12 protein-coding genes are annotated in these 15,472 nt (G+C 37.9%); all 12 read left to right on the plus strand.

Annotation, left to right across the window (positions count from 1 at the left end):
* The first annotated feature begins 231 nt into the window (after window positions 1–231).
* Window positions 232–1,464 carry a DUF3084 domain-containing protein gene (locus JBW_RS03125; protein WP_007958983.1) on the plus strand — a complete coding sequence of 411 codons (1,233 nt, stop codon included), beginning with the start codon at window positions 232–234 and terminating at the stop codon, window positions 1,462–1,464.
* Window positions 1,465–1,854: 390 nt separating this feature from the next.
* Window positions 1,855–2,973, plus strand: coding sequence for an S-layer homology domain-containing protein (locus JBW_RS03130; RefSeq protein ID WP_007958985.1), 1,119 nt, complete (start codon window positions 1,855–1,857; stop codon window positions 2,971–2,973).
* A 363-nt stretch (window positions 2,974–3,336) separates the two neighbouring features.
* A complete protein-coding gene (locus tag JBW_RS03135; protein ID WP_007958987.1) occupies window positions 3,337–4,578 on the plus strand; it encodes a UFO1_4202 family uranium-binding S-layer protein in 1,242 nt (413 codons plus the stop codon).
* A 271-nt stretch (window positions 4,579–4,849) separates the two neighbouring features.
* Complete coding sequence (locus JBW_RS03140; RefSeq protein ID WP_007958989.1) at window positions 4,850–5,146, plus strand: hypothetical protein; 297 nt, start codon at window positions 4,850–4,852, stop codon at window positions 5,144–5,146.
* A gap of 290 nt (window positions 5,147–5,436) precedes the next feature.
* Complete coding sequence (locus tag JBW_RS03145) at window positions 5,437–5,859, plus strand: resolvase (RefSeq protein ID WP_007958993.1); 423 nt, start codon at window positions 5,437–5,439, stop codon at window positions 5,857–5,859.
* Window positions 5,860–6,081: 222 nt separating this feature from the next.
* Window positions 6,082–7,326: a UFO1_4202 family uranium-binding S-layer protein gene (locus JBW_RS03150; protein WP_007958998.1), complete on the plus strand. Its 1,245-nt coding sequence runs from the start codon at window positions 6,082–6,084 to the stop codon at window positions 7,324–7,326.
* Between the two features lie 440 nt (window positions 7,327–7,766).
* Window positions 7,767–9,038 (plus strand): UFO1_4202 family uranium-binding S-layer protein, encoded by a 1,272-nt coding sequence (locus tag JBW_RS03155; protein ID WP_007958999.1) that lies wholly within the window; start codon window positions 7,767–7,769, stop codon window positions 9,036–9,038.
* Between the two features lie 538 nt (window positions 9,039–9,576).
* On the plus strand, window positions 9,577–10,878 hold the full coding sequence (locus JBW_RS03160) for a UFO1_4202 family uranium-binding S-layer protein (RefSeq protein WP_007959000.1): 1,302 nt from the start codon (window positions 9,577–9,579) through the stop codon (window positions 10,876–10,878).
* A gap of 209 nt (window positions 10,879–11,087) precedes the next feature.
* On the plus strand, window positions 11,088–11,519 hold the full coding sequence (locus JBW_RS03165) for a hypothetical protein (RefSeq protein ID WP_007959002.1): 432 nt from the start codon (window positions 11,088–11,090) through the stop codon (window positions 11,517–11,519).
* A 243-nt stretch (window positions 11,520–11,762) separates the two neighbouring features.
* The gene (locus JBW_RS03170) at window positions 11,763–12,680 is read left to right on the plus strand and encodes a hypothetical protein (RefSeq protein WP_007959004.1); all 918 of its coding nucleotides are present in this window, start codon (window positions 11,763–11,765) and stop codon (window positions 12,678–12,680) included.
* Window positions 12,681–12,973: 293 nt separating this feature from the next.
* Window positions 12,974–14,392 carry an LPS export ABC transporter periplasmic protein LptC gene (locus JBW_RS03175; RefSeq protein WP_007959005.1) on the plus strand — a complete coding sequence of 473 codons (1,419 nt, stop codon included), beginning with the start codon at window positions 12,974–12,976 and terminating at the stop codon, window positions 14,390–14,392.
* Window positions 14,393–14,415: 23 nt separating this feature from the next.
* Window positions 14,416–15,414, plus strand: coding sequence for a bifunctional heptose 7-phosphate kinase/heptose 1-phosphate adenyltransferase (locus JBW_RS03180; RefSeq protein WP_007959006.1), 999 nt, complete (start codon window positions 14,416–14,418; stop codon window positions 15,412–15,414).
* Window positions 15,415–15,472 lie beyond the last annotated feature (58 nt).

Below are 15,472 nucleotides of genomic sequence, written 5' to 3' on the forward strand. Positions count from 1 at the left end.
AGACGCAGAGAACACAGAGAAAAGATGTGAGGGATAATATAATCCCCTCTTGAGAGGGGTGGCACGTAGTGACGGGGTGTGTTCCTGAAATTTTCTAACCCAATATCCCTCAGCGCTCTCTGCGCCTCTGTGGTTCAAAACCCCTTCGTGCTCTTCGCCCTTCTTGGCACTTCGCATCTTCGCGTTTCAAAACATTTTTTTCAGTAGATATAGAAAGGAGGTACACACATCATGTATGGTTTTACACTCATTGCCGTTTTAGCCATTACAGGCGGAGCGATTGCCTATATTGGTGATAAATTGGGTACAAAAGTTGGCAAGAAGAAATTGAGTATTTTTGGTCTGCGCCCCAAGCATACCTCTATTATCGTTACCATTATTACCGGCATTCTGATTACTGGGTCTACCATTGGTGTATTATCATTAGTATCTAAGGATGTGCGTACCGCTCTTTTTGGTATGGAAGCCTTAGCACAAAAGCTGTCTACTTTATCCCAGGAAGTAGCCAGTAAAAATGTTGAATTGGATACCAGTCGTGTTGCCCTTGAATCTAAGAATGCAGAATACGCCGCCCTGACTCTGAAAGTAAAAGATACGGCAGAGCGTTTGCGGGCCATTAGCAGTGAACTAACAGCGGTAATGCTAGAGCGTGACCGCACTGCTTTAGAATTAGAGCAAGCAAAAGGAGATTTAGAAACTTCTAAGCAAGCTTTAACGAGCTTGCAGGAGACTAAAAATCAGTTGGATCTGCGTGTCCAATCACTGAATCAATCTAAGGATACCTTAGAAAAAGACGTGGATCGCTTAAATCAATTAACAACCAAGCTAGGAGAAGGCATCCAGGTTGTTCGGGAAGGCTCTATTATCTATCGTGCAGGTGAAATTCTATCTACCTTTACCCTTCCCGGTGGTAAAAGTAAAGAGGATACAGAGCTAGCATTAAAAGAAGCCATTTATACAACGAACCAAGGTATTATTGAGAAATTGGGGATTGAAAATAAAAACCTGGGAGTCTTGTGGATTGCCCAGGAAGATTTTGATAAGATTGTTGCCACCTTAGTGAATCATCCAGAGGATGTGATTGTCCGTATCTCAGCAGGGGGCAACACGGTATATGGTGAGCCTGTTGTTGGTCATATTGGGATTTTCCCAAATCGACTGATTTATGCCCAGAATGAGAATATTTACATGTCTATTATAGAAGGCGGCTCTAAAGCGAAGCATCCAGAAGAAAGTGTCATGGCTTTTTTACAGAAGGTGAATGCTTCAGCGGTAGAAAAGGGAATATTACCAGATCCAATTCAGGGAACAGTAGGCGCGATTAATGGTGCAGATTTTTATGATGCGGTCAATAAAGTAAAACGGTATAGTGGTAAGGTTACGATTACGGCTACGGCCAAAAATGATATATATACGGCTGGACCTTTAAAAATCGAGTTGCATATTCAAGAGGTCTCTAAGTAGAGTTAAAGCCATTTAACAGAAAGTACCAGAGGGGAATCCTGCTTTTAAAGCAGGATTCTTTTTTCTTTTGGCGAAATAGATAGTTATAAAGTTTATGTAAACAATATATATTTTTTTAACATTCAATGACTAAATAGTCATGCGTTGTAGAGAAAGGAAATTACCAATATTTACACATGGGTATTAAGCAGGAATAAAAAAAGATATATAGAATTATGTAAACTAGAACCTGTAAAAAGCGACAGGGGCATGAAAGGGATAGATGATGCAAGGATGAACGTTCTAATGAGGAAACGTGGAAACTCATGAAACACTCCTTGATTCAATAGCTCTTATCATGTTGGTGATAGCACCCGCGAAAAAACAACATTTTAAGGGGGATCTTTCCAAATGAACAAGAAACTTTTAAAAGTAGCAGTGACTACTGCACTGGCTGCCAGCATGGCAGTACCAGCATTCGCAAACCCATTTTCCGATGTACCTGCAAAACACTGGTCATACGATGCAGTAAACAAATTGGCTCAAGCTGGTGTGGTTGAAGGTTATGGCGATGGCACTTTCAGAGGCGACAAAACCGTTACTCGTTATGAAATGGCACAAATCGTAGCAAATGCTATGACTAAATCCTTGAATGCAGACCAAAAAGCAACTGTAGATCAATTGTCCAAAGAATTTGCTACTGAATTAAACACATTGGGTGTAAAAGTAGAAGGAATGCAAGATCAAATTGACAAAATGGTAAAAATTTCTGGTGATGCTCGTGTACGTTATACAAATGTAGAAGATGAAGGCGACAAAACAGATCTTCGTACTCGTGTTTCCTTTGATGGTAACATCAATGAAGACGTTAAGTACAACGCTCGCTTAAGTGGAACTTTCCAACCTAACGAAAACAACCAAACAGTTGGAATTAAATTAGACACTGCTAACGTATCTTTCAATGCTCTTGGTGCTGATGCTACTGTAGGTCGTCAAGATGTTCTTTTAGGATCAGGTATTATGTTTGATGACAAATTGACTGGTCTTGGATTGCAAGCTGGTGGTTTGAAATTGTATGCAGGTAATAATACTGGTACTAATGATGCAGATTCAGAACGCATGTATGCTGCTGAATACGGTGTTAATATTTTTGGTGCAAAAATAACTGCTGATTACCTAAAAAATGGCGATAACAAAGCATATGGAATTAATGGTTCAGCTCCAATTACAAGCGGCGTAACTGCTCTTGCAGACTATGTTAAAAACGATTCCAATGACGCTGACGCTACTGCTTTTGGTGTGAAACTTAACAAACTTGGATTGACTGTACTTCACAGAGATGCAGATGCCGGTGTTTACAACGCTTACTCTAGTGCAGATGTAATTGCTCTTCCTACTGATCAAGCAATTAAAGGTATGGAATATCAATTCGATAAATCTCTTACTAAGAACGCTGACTTAAAAGTTAAATACCAAGATTTCGATAACATGAATGCACGTACTTCTGCAGCTGTTAACGTAAAATTCTAAAACTACTCTTTACAAAAGCACCCTCCGGGGTGCTTTTGCTTGTCTTATGATATCCCTTTGTGTCCTTTGCGCCTTTGTGGTTCCTTTATTTTATATGTTTTAAAGGACGCGTAACGTTTTTCTAATAAAAATTAATTTCAAAATTAGCAGGATAATTCAATTAAACATAGAATGATTATCAATATCAAATAAAATACCTAGTAAAGTATTAGTTTGAGAAGACTGATTTACTACATGTATTGTAGTAAATGCACAAGAGTGAGCATTTTTCTAAAAAGTGTGGAGTTGAGGAAACTTGGAAACTCAAGATCAGCTTTTTAGATTTCACTCAGGGAAAAAATTAACCTTAAGGAGAAATCGAACATGAACAAGAAAATGGTAGCAACTCTTGCAGCTGCAATGGTACTTGGCATAGCCGGTACATCATTCGCTGCAACCAATCCTTTCACAGACGTCCCTGCAAAACACTGGTCCTATGATGCGGTAACAAAACTAGCTAAAGCTGGTATTGTTGACGGTTATGGCGATGGCACTTTCAGAGGGGACAAAACCATCAGCCGTTATGAAATGGCTCAAATCGTTGCAAAAGCACTAGCTCATTCTGACAGAGCAACTGCCCAGCAAAAAGCTTCTATCGACAAATTATCCGTAGAATTTGCGGAAGAATTAGAAGGACTTAATGTTCGGGTAACGAAATTGGAGAAAAATTCTTCGACCATTAAAGTGAGCGGAGAAGCTCGTCTAAAATTTGAAGATACGGATAAAACGGATAGTGGGTTTAACTTACGGTCTCGCATAAACCTTGATGGTGCGATTAATGATGAATGGTCCTACTATGGCCGCCTACAAGCTGAGAATAACTTAAAAGGTGAAGGCGATACGAAAGTCACAATGGATAACGCTTTCGTTAAAGGACCAATTTTAGGAACGACCGCTACGATTGGACGCTTTGATTACTTCCTGAATAATGGCTTAATGATTGATAGTACACTGAATGGTGTCAATGTTGAAGTTGGTAATGTAGTAAAAGCAAATCTATTCTATGGTAAAGATAATAATAATGATGTGTTTGGTCTTGAAGACGATGTACACTTAACGGTAGCTGGTGTAGGCTTGGATTATGCAGCTTCTAAAGCAACTAGTCTGAATGGCGGTTATTATCAATTCGAAAATAAAGATGATTCCAGCTATTTTGATACTGATGGAGATAAACGTAAAATCTGGGAAGCTGGCTTTAAAACTCAATTAACAAATAACTTCTCATTAACTGGTTCATATGGTAAGTCTGATGCAAATACAGGCGATACCGCTTATTATGGGGAAATTGGTTATAAAGGTGCTGATCAAGCTGAAGTTGGTTCCTATGGCGCATGGGTGAACTACCGCCACTTAGAAGCCAATGCCGCTCCTTATACTACTTTCGATGGTCCTTATGCATTTGATTCCCAAGCTGACGGCGGCAAAGGGTACGAGATCGGATTGAGCTATACTCCGATTTTGAATACCGTTCTTACCGTTAAATATGCTGATTTGAAAGCAACAACCGATGGTAGTTCTTCCGATAAGACAAAATACTACCTAGCACAAGCAGAGTTCTTTTTCTAAAACATCATCCCAGAAACCGTTGGCTTTATGCCAGCGGTTTTTTTATATGTAAGTTGTATAATCATATAATCGTTTTTGATCGTTTACCGATGAATACAAATACAATTCAAATGGTATTTTATTATGATATAAAAATGTACTTTAAATCAATATTCGACGAGATTATTTAAAAGTTTTAAAAATTTTAGGGATGCTGCAATAAGATATAGATGGTAAGAGATGGAGCAAATAATGATCTTTATAAGTTAAAACAAAAGAAGGAGAATTCTTTATGCGAATTGTTATATTATGCATCGTTGTTATTATACTGATGATACCAGTTTGTAGTGCAGAAAATACAGTGCATCAAGTTGAGGACTCTATGGCGATGGATAAATGGGCTCATTTAGGTTTGGGGTACATCATGAATGATCAGTTAAAGAAGCAAACGAAATTAACAGCTGTTGAGCGATTTTTAGCAGTATGGACAGTCGCATATGCTAAAGAAAAATGGGCAGATTCAAAATTTGATCGGAACGACATGATCGCCACTATGGCAGGCGGTTTAGTTTATGAAGCTAAATTCTAATTGGCATAAATCAATTCCCGCAGTAAATTGTTCTGTAGTCATCCAACCTTTGATTAGGTGGATGACTTTTTTTGTACAGGTGCCACACTCAATAAGTATATAAAGTAGAAGCTTGTAATCACTAGAGTTATATAACTATGTCGTCAAATCGAAAAATGCAAAAAGCTTCAAAGGAATCTAACAAAAGAAATAGAACAGTAACCTTATTATAGAAAATTCCTTCTAGAGGGGTGACTGACTATAATAGATATTCCCCTCTAGAGAGGGGTGCCTGAAAGGCGGGGTGTGTCGTGACCACTAACCAAACCATTATCAGCATCGACCCAGGACGAGAAAAATGCGGTATTGCTGCAGTCCATCAAGAAAAGGGTGTACTGCAGAAGAATATCATACCAACCCAAGACTTACCTTCTATTATTAAAGAGTGGCTTAGCACGTACCATACGAAAACTGTGATTATGGGAAATGGCACTTCAAGCAAAGATGCCAAAAATCTATTAGAAAAAATCCTGATAAATGGACAATTCCTTGAAGTGACTTTAGTAGATGAATACCGAACGACCGACGATGGCCGCCGCCGCTACTGGCAGGAAAATCCCCCTCAGGGCTTTTGGCGTCTGATACCTGTGACTATGCAAACACCGCCTCAGCCAGTTGATGACTATGTTGCTGTAATACTGGCAGAACGTTATCTGGGAAAAGTTAACAAATAGTTAACAAAAAGTTAACAAATTTTTTGTATAAATATACAAAATGTAAGAAGGAAAATAATATATTATGGAGAATATACTAGAAAGTGAGGTAAGATCTGACAGCATTAAGATACTAATAAGGAGAGATTGAGGAAACATGGACACTCAATTAGGAACCCTTCTTAGGCTTATCATGGTAAGATCACCGAACAAAAATAAAAAAACCTAAGGAGAGATTCTAACATGAAAAAGAAATTAGTAGCTTCCTTGGCAGCTGCAATGGTACTTGGCGTAGCTGGTACATCATTCGCTGCATCCAACCCTTTCGTAGACGTTCCTGCAAAACATTGGTCCTATGACGCGGTAACCAAACTAGCTAGCGCTGGTATCGTTGACGGTTATGGCGATGGCACTTTCAAAGGTGACAAAACCATCAGCCGTTATGAAATGGCTCAAATCGTCGCAAAAGCAATGGCTCATTCTGACAAAGCAACTGCTGAGCAAAAAGCTTCTATCGACAAATTGTCCGTAGAATTTGCTGACGAATTAGAAGGCTTGAATGTTCGTGTAACGAAATTGGAAAAAAATTCTTCCACTATCAAAGTAACTGGTGAAGCTCGTTTGAGATATGAAGATTATAGTGATGATACTGGAGCAACATGGAAATTACGTAATCGAATACACCTCAATGGTAATATCAACGATCAATGGAGTTATTATGGTCGCTTACAGGCTGAAAATAATTTAAAAGGTGACACTGATACCAGTGTGACTATGCATAATGCATATGTAAAAGGGAATATCGCAGGCACTACTACTACTATCGGACGCTTTGACTATTTCTTGAATCATGGTATGCTGATTGATAGTCAATTAAACGGTGCGAATGTAGCATTTGGTAATGTAGTAAAAGCAAATGTATTCTATGGTAAAGACAATAGCAATAAACTTTTTGGTAATAAAGCTAGTGATAATGGCTATTTAACTGTAGCTGGTGTGGGCTTAAACTATGCAGCATCGAAAGCTACTAGTCTTAATGGTGGTTATTATCAATATGAAAGTAAAGATAATGCAAACTATTTTGGTGATGGGGATAAACGTAAAATCTGGGAAGCTGGATTCAAAACCCAATTTGCAACTAATTTCAATCTATTAGGTTCATATGCAAAATCAGATGCTGATGCTGAAGATACAGCATACTTTGCTCAAATTGGCTATAAGGGTGCTAACAAAAGTAAAGTTGGATCTTATGGCGCATGGGTTCAATACCGTAATATTGAAGGTACTGTAGCGCCTGCTACTACGTTTAATGGCGTATTCACTAAAGAACATGGCCAAGCTAATGGTGGTAAAGGCTTTGAAGTAGGGTTTAACTATACTCCTGTATTAAATACTGTACTTCGTGTGAAATATGCTAAAATTGAACCAACTGCTATTTCTTCTGAAAAGGTTGATTTCTACCAAGCACAAGCTGAATTCTTTTTCTAAGAAAAGTTAAAAAAGAGATCGCTGCCATCTAGCAGCGATCTCTTTTTTATTAAAAATAGATGCCTTTAATGCTATATATGTTCCTGGCATCTCAGAGCGCGGTTAGTGAAAATTATCCTAAATAATTGAAATTTCACTTGACTTATTAGTCAAGTCGATGTATTATTGAGATTGTAAAGATTTTGTTAAAATTTTCATCAATAGTTAATAAATTCTTAATAAATAGTAATAAAATATCAACGAAATAATTACATACTTATTTATAGAGATTCTGTTTTTTTATGGTCTTTCACTGCTTAGAAAATTCTAGCAGTAGTGAATAGATATGAACAATAAACCTGGCAAGGATAACCTTGAGGGAACATGGATACTCAGAGATGTCCTTTCTTAGGTGGAGTTCATAGTAAGACAAAAAATAAAACCTAAGGAGAGATTTTAACATGAAAAAGAAATTAGTAGCTTCCTTGGCAGCTGCAATGGTACTTGGCGTAGCTGGTACATCATTCGCTGCAACAAATCCTTTCACAGACGTTCCTGCAAAACATTGGTCCTATGATGCAGTAACAAAATTAGCTAACGCAGGTATTGTTGACGGTTATGGCGATGGCACTTTCAAAGGTGACAAAACCATCAGCCGTTATGAAATGGCACAGATCGTTGCAAAAGCAATGGCTCATTCCGACAAAGCAACTGCTGAGCAAAAAGCTTCTATTGACAAATTGTCCGTAGAATTTGCTGAAGAATTAGAAGGCTTAAATGTTCGCGTAACAAAATTGGAAAAGAATTCTTCCACTATTAAAGTAACTGGTGAAGCTCGTTTGAGATATGAAGATTATTCCAATAAATATGCAAATCATGATAGCTCTTATAAACTCCGTACTCGTATCAATCTTGATGGAACTATCAATGACAACTGGTCATACTATGGTCGTTTGCAAGCTGAGAACAATTTAAAAGGTGAAGGCGATACAGATGTAACTATGGATAATGCCTATGTAAAAGGGAATATCGCAGGCACTACTGCTACAATCGGTCGCTTTGATTACTTCTTGAACAATGGTATGATGATTGATAGTACATTAAATGGTGTAAATTTTGAATTCGGTAATGTATTAAAAGCAAATGCATTCTATGGTAAAGATAATAATAGAGATGTTTGGGGTAATGATAAGGAAGTAATGGATGATTACCTAGAAGTAACTGGCTTAGGTTTGAGTTATGCAGCTTCAAAAGCTACTACCTTGAATGGCGGTTATTATCAGTTTAAAGACAAAAATGACTCAGGCTATTTAACGAATGCTACTAGTGATGATACCTTGAAAGTTTGGGAAGCTGGTTTTAAAACACAATTCACTCCTAACTGGAGCTTAAGTGGTTCCTATGGTGAATCTGATGCAGACACTGAAGATACAGCCTACTATGCTGAAATCGGCTACAAAGGCGCTGACAAAAAGAAAGTTGGTTCTTATGGTGCGTGGGTTAACTATCGTAATTTAGAAGCTAATGCAGCTCCTAAAACTACCATTGATGGAGCATATACTTCTCTTGGTCAAATGGGTTATGGTGCTAAAGGTTATGAAGTTGGATTTAACTATACGCCAGTATTAAACACTGTTCTTCGTGTAAAATATGCTAACCTAAAACCAGCTACCGATAATACCTATACTGATAAACAAGATTTCTACCAAGCACAAGTTGAGTTTTTCTTCTAAGAATCGCTCAAAAACAGAAGCCGCTAACAAATTGTTAGCGGCTTTTTTACTTTTTTATTTCCCTCTAGAGAGGGGGGGGGGTTGAAAGACGGGGTGTGTTAAGAATGCTAGGCAGAAACCAGGCTGTTGCAGAATTTGGAGGCAACGTTAATTTATGAAAACAGAAAATATAGTAAATTCAGAAAATTAGCTTGATCTATTGATAATGATTGTGTTAATATTAGAAATGTAAATTACTTGTAAAAATTTCTTTAATCGTTAATAAAATCTTAAGAATATAAAGCAATTGAGTAATTTCTAATTACATAGAATATAGTAGTTTGTGTAAGTCTTATTTTGGTGGTCTTTCACTGCTTAAAAACACTCAGAAGTAAAAGCATTTCTTTTGCTAAATGGATGATTCTAGCAGTAGTGAATAGATATGAACAGTAAACCTGACAAGGATAAACTTGAGGAAACATGGAAACTCAGAGATATCCTTTCTTAGGTGGAGTTCATGGAAAAAACAAAAAAATAAAACCTAAGGAGAGATTCTAACATGAAAAAGAAATTAGTAGCTTCCTTGGCAGCTGCAATGGTACTTAGCGTAGCTGGTACATCATTCGCTGCAACGAATCCTTTCACAGACGTCCCTGCAAAACATTGGTCCTATGATGCGGTAACAAAACTAGCTAATGCTGGTATCGTTGACGGTTATGGCGATGGCACTTTCAGAGGTGACAAGACGATCAGTCGTTATGAAATGGCCCAAATCGTAGCAAAAGCAATGGCTCATTCCGATAAAGCAACTGCTGAGCAAAAAGCTTCTATTGACAAATTGTCTGTAGAATTCGCTGAAGAATTAGAAGGATTAAATGTTCGTGTAACGAAATTGGAAAAAAACTCTTCCACGATTAAAGTAACAGGTGAAGCTCGCTTAAGATATGAAAATTATGATGCTGATGTTCATAATTCTAACTCTTTAGGCTTACGTACTCGTGTACATCTTAATGGTCAGATCAATGATGAATGGTCATACTATGGTCGTTTGCAATCAGTTAATAGCTTACGTGGTGGTGATGATGGCAAAGTTACTATGGATAATGCCTATGTAAAAGGACAATTATTAGGTACAACTGCTACTATCGGTCGTTTTGATTATTTCTTAAATACTGGTTTGATGATAGATAGTACATTAAACGGTGTAAATTTTGAATTTGGTAACAAGTTAAAAGCTAACCTTTTTTATGGTAAAGAAAATAATACAGATGTCTGGGGTAATGTTCCTGATGTTACTAACTGGAATTCGCATTTAGAGGTTACTGGTCTAGGCTTGAATTATGCAACTTCAAAGTCTACAAACTTGAATGGGGGATACTATCAGTTCAAAGATAACGATGATCCACTTGGACCATTTGGTGATGATAAAATTAAAGTTTGGGAAGCTGGCTTTACTACAAAATTTGCACCTAATTGGTCTTTAAGTGGTTCTTATGGTAAGTCTGATGTGGACGTTGAGAATAAAGCCTATTATGCTGAGTTTGCTTATAAAGGTGCAGATAAAAAGAAAGTTGGTTCCTATGGTGCATGGGTAAATTATCGTCATTTAGAGGCTTATGCAGCACCTAAAACGACTTTTGATGGAGCATATACTGCTTATGGTCAGAATGGCTATGACTTAGCTAGTCTTGCTGCAAGTGATAATGGTTATGGTGCTAAAGGGTATGAAGTAGGATTCAACTATACTCCAGTATTAAATACTGTACTTCGTGTTAAATATGCTGATTTAAAGCCTGCTTCAGATGGTGCTCCTACTGACAAAACAAAATTCGTTCAAGCACAAGTTGAGTTCTTCTTCTAAGAATTGCTCTAATCAAAAGCTGCTAACATTTGTTAGCGGCTTTTCTTTTAATCCCCTCTAGAGAGGGGTGCCTGAAAGGCGGGGTGTGTTCAGCAGAGTATCTTTCAACGCTTCCTATCATTTCCAGCAGGAAATGATCATTAATATATCGAAGATATAAATTCAAAGAGTAAACACATATCCAAATCATCTTGAAAGGTGGAAAAATTATGAAGAAAAAGTTTATCATTGGCCTATTGGCTTTTTGTATGTTATCTGTAGCTGTTGTGCCAGTTACGCAAGCTGCTATTTTTGGCGACCTTTTAAAGGTTGGCGGGATTTCCATTCTGATTGATAAATTTGCGGGTCAGTTGAATGGTTTTATCAATACCTTGACCTTTAAACATGGTGCCGGTTCTGAATTTGCTACCAAGGTTGTACCAATCTTGACCTTTGGCAGTGGTGGTTACATAGGGGCAGCTCAGGTCATTGGCACACAGGATCTGATAGACAGAACCCAAGCCGTTGTGCAAATTGAAGGAAACTTTAACGGCAAACAATTTCGTGTAAAAGCCCTAGTCCCAATTGACAGTAAAAACCCTGTAAACTTCTCCCGTGTCAACGGCGTAGGCGTATCAGCCATCATCGATGTGAAAATTTAAAGATAATCAAGTCCTTGAACCACAAAGACGCAATACTGCTATGCAGTACACAAAGGAACGTAAAACCCCTTTGTGACCTTTGCGCCTTTGCGGTTCAATTTTTTTAATCATTTCTCAGTGTCCTCTGTACCTCCGTGGTTAACACATTCTTTTGTTTTTTAAAATCCAGCAGGAAATTTCTCCAGTTATCGCGAATGAACTTTATAGATAGACAATATAAAACCAAAGGGGGATATACAGTACATGTTGCGTAAATTTATAAGTTTAACAATACTTACATTATTTATATGTTCGAATATGGGGTTCGCTTTTGCCAACAATGTTGGGGAGAAAACAGTCCTAAACAAAGTAATAGCAGTTGAAACGTTCTTTTATGGTACAGAAATGACAGGAGCTTTGGTGGATCGTGTTAGCGCATTAGAGAAGGATATATACGGTAAAGAAAGTAAAGATCCATTGCTAACGCAAGCAGATAAGCTGTATTCCTCGACTTTTGATAATTTTATCGATCAACCCTCCTTTCTCATTAAATTAAATGCCATCGAATGGTCCCTTACTCACGTTGTGACGGTGCAGCCTGCTAAAAATCGAATTGAAAATTTAGAACATATCTTAACAGGAAATAGTACAACAGGATCACTCAATGATCGTCTTTCTAAATTGTTGAAACTCGCTTATACAAATGGTGAAGTAGCCATTAACAATGTAACCTTGAATAAAGATAGTTTGTTAAAAATTAAATTAGTTACACCTTTGAGTACAAGTACGAATCGTCAAGGAGATTCAGTTCTATTCGAAGCAGCAGATGATATCTATGTAGATGGACACTTGGTGATTCCAAAGGGATCTCAGGGACAAGGGATTGTCAAAAAAGTGAAAGGTGCGAAGAACTTTGGTCGCAATGCAGAATTAGAAGTAAGCTTTGATACGATAGAAACCATTGATGGCACCAGAATCAATACCTTATTAGGGGATAAATCCAAAGAAGAAAATAAATCCTTAGTTACAGCAGCTGGGGCATCCCTAGCAGGCATGGTTATCTTAGGACCTGTTGGCATTGTCGGTGGTGCTTTTGTACATGGTAAGGAAGTAAATATTCCTGCCGGTGTTGAAATGTACATTCAAATCAAAGAGGATACCAATGTTTATGGGATACAATAAAGAAGAATAGGTTTATTTTTACAAAAGCCGTCATAAGACGGCTTTTTCTACATATTGCCGTATGGAGTTATACAGGAAAAGTGGTATAATAATAGAATAAAATTAGATTAACCCTATCTATCTTTCCTCTGTGTCTCTAATAGAGATGTTCAGTATTTGTAACCCCCTTTGTGTCCTTTGCGTCTTTGTGGTTCGATTCTTTTTGCATGTTTTATAGACCGCGAAGCATTTTCTTATAGCCCTTTAGATGGGCATAATAGTAATAGGTAAATATTTTTCGATAGGAGAAAGTAATGCAAATAAAGAAATTTATGGTTTGTGCATCCGTGCTAATGTTAGTTTCGAGTGCTTCTATGGCAGGACAAGCTGCTGATAAAGAAAATAATGAAATAGCTAAATCGAAGACAGATTCTCAAGAAAATATTGCAGCGAAAGAGGAGAAGAAAGCTCCGATTGTAATTGAAGCTGAGAAGTTGTCATTCAGTGAAGAAACAGGTGATGTATTTGCTGAAGGCAATGTAGTAGTCAAACAAAATACAGACGTTATTTCCACAGATTTCATGCGTGGTAATAATAAAACAACTGAAGTATGGATTGACGGCAAAGCAACCTTGCAGCAGCCTGGTACAGAGCTGGTCGGCACAGGTACCCATTACAATTATACTACTCGTATAGGAAATATGAATAATGTAAAAGGTCTAGTAGGTAAGGAACATATTTCGAGTAATAACCTAGAATTTTACCCTGAAAAATATATTGCCCATGATTCCACAGCAACGAAATGTCCAGCCATTGTGCCTGATTATCATATGAGTGCAGATCGAATCGAAATCTGGCCTGGGGAAAAAATGGTTGCATATAATGCTAAATTTTGGATTAAGAATGTGGTTATTTACTCTATGCCAAAATACCAGACCTCTTTGAAGAAGGGGGAATCCAAAAGTGCCTTTCCAAGTATTGGTTACCATTCTGGAGACGGTTTAACGATTTCACAGCATTTAGAATATCCAATTGAGGACAGACTATCAGCTTTTGCTGACCTAGATTATTATTCTCAGCATGGCCTTAAACCTTCTTTTGGTTTAACTAGTAAACAAAAAGGTTACAGTCTAAAATTGTACCAAAGCAATGAAGAGAATGGTGATGATGAATGGATTAAGAAAGAAGCTGAGCTTCTCTTTACGCTAGATCCAATAAAAATGGGTAAGGTGACTGGCTACTTTACCGCTAGCAATGGCAAGTGGAAAGAGGGAAATATCTCCGGCTGGCGGCAGGATTATAATTTGTATTTTAAGCGTAATACGATCCAGCTAAGCAAAAAGCTTACCTTAGATGTAGGGGCAGGTTATGAGAGAAGATATTACGGCTATGATAATTCCTCCAATAATATATGGAGATTTAATACGAAGCTAACAGCAAGACCAAACGATAGACTGGAAACCTGGGTAGGATATGCTTACAATGATCAATCAGGTACTTCTGTCTATGAATATGATAAAATTGACAGCGATCGAGAGTTAAAAACTGGGTTTATGTATAAAGTCGATAAAATGAATTCTGTGGGTGTCAAAATAGATTATGAAATTGACGCTGGAAAATTAAAAGATTTAGATTATACCTGGCGCCGCAATTTACATTGCTGGGAAGCTGATATCACCTATCGTGAGAAACGCAGCCAAGTAAATGTAAAACTATCAACCATTGCATGGTAAGGGAATAAAGGGGTTTATTTGTTTTGGAAAAATCATTATTAACCATTATTCAAAGAATAGAACAACGCAATATTATGGTAATTGGCGATATAGTAGCTGATGTATATCTAGAAGGGAAAATATCCCGTATCTCCCGGGAAGCACCTGTATTGATATTAGAACACTCAGAAGAACGAGTTGTTCCAGGAGGTGCTGCTAATGTTGTACACAATACAGCTACATTAAGTGGCAACGTATATGCAGTAGGGGTTGTGGGGCAGGATTATGCAGGACAGGAATTAGCCCGGATTCTAGCAACTAAAAATGCTCATACCAACGGCTTGTTAGTTGACAATGGCAGGCCTACAATTACTAAAACAAGAGTTATGGCGGGCGGACAGGCGACTGTTCGTCAGCAGATTGTACGTATTGATAAGGAAAAGAAAGAAGCGTTGGGTCATGAAATTGAGCAATCCATCAAGGCGTACATCACGGCTCATATATCGAACATGCATGGCGTAGTGATTAGCGACTATGGCAGTCATACCGTCACACCAGATATAATGCGTTATGTTATACAGACTTGTGGAGATAAGAATATTCCTTGTATTGTCGATTCGAGGTATAATATAATGGAATATAGTGGAATTGAAGTTGTTAAACAAAATGAATCAGAAGCAGCAGCAGCAGTAGGTTATGATATTATAGATCAGGCTACGCTACTGTCGGCTGGTAAGACAATCCTAGAAAAGCTAGATGCCAAGGCAATTCTAATTAGCCGTGGACCAGACGGTATGACTTTATTTGAAAAAACAGGTACCGTTACGCATATCCCTGTGACCAATAAAAGTGAAGTATATGATGTCACCGGTGCAGGGGATACAGTCGTAGCAACCATGATCCTGGCCTTAGCAGCAGGGGCATCCTATAAGGATGCAGCCCGCTTGTCCAATTTTGCAGCAGGCATCGTAGTAAAAAAACCAGGCACAGCAACCACAACCCCAGAAGAACTCCGCCAAGCCATCGGTGAGCATTTCGAGTGAAAAATAATTAACCGCAGAGGCGCAGAGGAATTATAACATAAGTATAAAAAAATGATGA

Origin of the sequence: Pelosinus fermentans JBW45 (genome assembly GCF_000271665.2) — a bacterium.
GTDB lineage: Bacteria > Bacillota > Negativicutes > DSM-13327 > DSM-13327 > Pelosinus > Pelosinus baikalensis.

What these genes read in the sequence shown, in the direction of transcription:
- JBW_RS03125 (WP_007958983.1), top strand. Translation starts at nt 232, where the DNA reads ATGTATGGTTTTACACTCATTGCCGTTTTAGCCATTACAGGCGGAGCG.
- JBW_RS03130 (WP_007958985.1), top strand. Translation starts at nt 1,855, where the DNA reads ATGAACAAGAAACTTTTAAAAGTAGCAGTGACTACTGCACTGGCTGCC.
- JBW_RS03135 (WP_007958987.1), top strand. Translation starts at nt 3,337, where the DNA reads ATGAACAAGAAAATGGTAGCAACTCTTGCAGCTGCAATGGTACTTGGC.
- JBW_RS03140 (WP_007958989.1), top strand. Translation starts at nt 4,850, where the DNA reads ATGCGAATTGTTATATTATGCATCGTTGTTATTATACTGATGATACCA.
- JBW_RS03150 (WP_007958998.1), top strand. Translation starts at nt 6,082, where the DNA reads ATGAAAAAGAAATTAGTAGCTTCCTTGGCAGCTGCAATGGTACTTGGC.
- JBW_RS03155 (WP_007958999.1), top strand. Translation starts at nt 7,767, where the DNA reads ATGAAAAAGAAATTAGTAGCTTCCTTGGCAGCTGCAATGGTACTTGGC.
- JBW_RS03160 (WP_007959000.1), top strand. Translation starts at nt 9,577, where the DNA reads ATGAAAAAGAAATTAGTAGCTTCCTTGGCAGCTGCAATGGTACTTAGC.
- JBW_RS03165 (WP_007959002.1), top strand. Translation starts at nt 11,088, where the DNA reads ATGAAGAAAAAGTTTATCATTGGCCTATTGGCTTTTTGTATGTTATCT.
- JBW_RS03170 (WP_007959004.1), top strand. Translation starts at nt 11,763, where the DNA reads ATGTTGCGTAAATTTATAAGTTTAACAATACTTACATTATTTATATGT.
- JBW_RS03175 (WP_007959005.1), top strand. Translation starts at nt 12,974, where the DNA reads ATGCAAATAAAGAAATTTATGGTTTGTGCATCCGTGCTAATGTTAGTT.